Origin of the sequence: Mycobacterium sp. E2733 (assembly GCF_001667585.1) — a bacterium.
GTDB lineage: Bacteria > Actinomycetota > Actinomycetes > Mycobacteriales > Mycobacteriaceae > Mycobacterium.
Genome location: NZ_LZJZ01000063.1, coordinates 1 through 729, shown reverse-complemented (window position 1 = coordinate 729; position 729 = coordinate 1). Strand labels below are relative to the sequence as shown.

Genomic DNA, 729 nt, shown 5'->3' with positions numbered 1-729 from the left:
GGGTGGTGGAAGGTGTTGGTGCGGGGTTGTCCGCGGTCCTGGTGGGGCGGTGGGATCCATTCGATGTCGCCGTTGGCGCGTCGTCGGGTGGTCCAGCCGTTGTCGAGGAGGCGGTGGTGGGGTCCGCAGGCCAGGGTGAGTTGATCGATGTCGGTGCGGTGGGTGCTGGCCCAATCTTCGACGTGGTGGACTTCGCAGTAGTAGCCGGCCACGTCGCAGCCCGGGGCCGAGCAGCCGCGGTCCTTGGCGTACAACACGATTCGCTGGCCGGGTGAGGCCAGCCGCTTGCTGTGATACAGCGCCACCGCGGTGCCCTTGTCGAAGACGGCCAGATAGTGGTGGGCGTGGCGAGCTAGGCGGATCACGTCGGACATCGGCAGCACGCTGCCCCCGCCGGTCAGGCCCGTGCCGGCGGCGGCTTCGAGGTCGTTGAGCGTGGTGGTCACGACGATGGTCGCCGGCATCCCGTTGTGCTGACCCAGTTCGCCGCTGGCCAGCATTGCGCGCAGTGCGGCGTTGAGCCCGTCGTGGTTGCGCTGCGCGGGGCTGCGGGTGTCGCGCTGCACCGCCTGCTCGCTCGGGGTGTCATCGACCACCGGCGCCTCGTCGTCGGGGTTGCACATCCCGGGCGCGGCCAGCTTGGCCAACACCGCTTCCCAGGTGGCGCGGGCTTCGGGGGTGAGCCACCCACTCAGCTTGGACATGCCGTCGCAGTCTTGGCTCCCCAAG

General features: G+C 69.7%; 1 protein-coding gene. It reads right to left on the bottom strand.

What is annotated here, in order from left to right:
• Positions 1 to 729: HNH endonuclease signature motif containing protein (locus tag A5678_RS12125; protein ID WP_156746876.1), on the bottom strand; the 729-nt coding region annotated here is incomplete at both ends.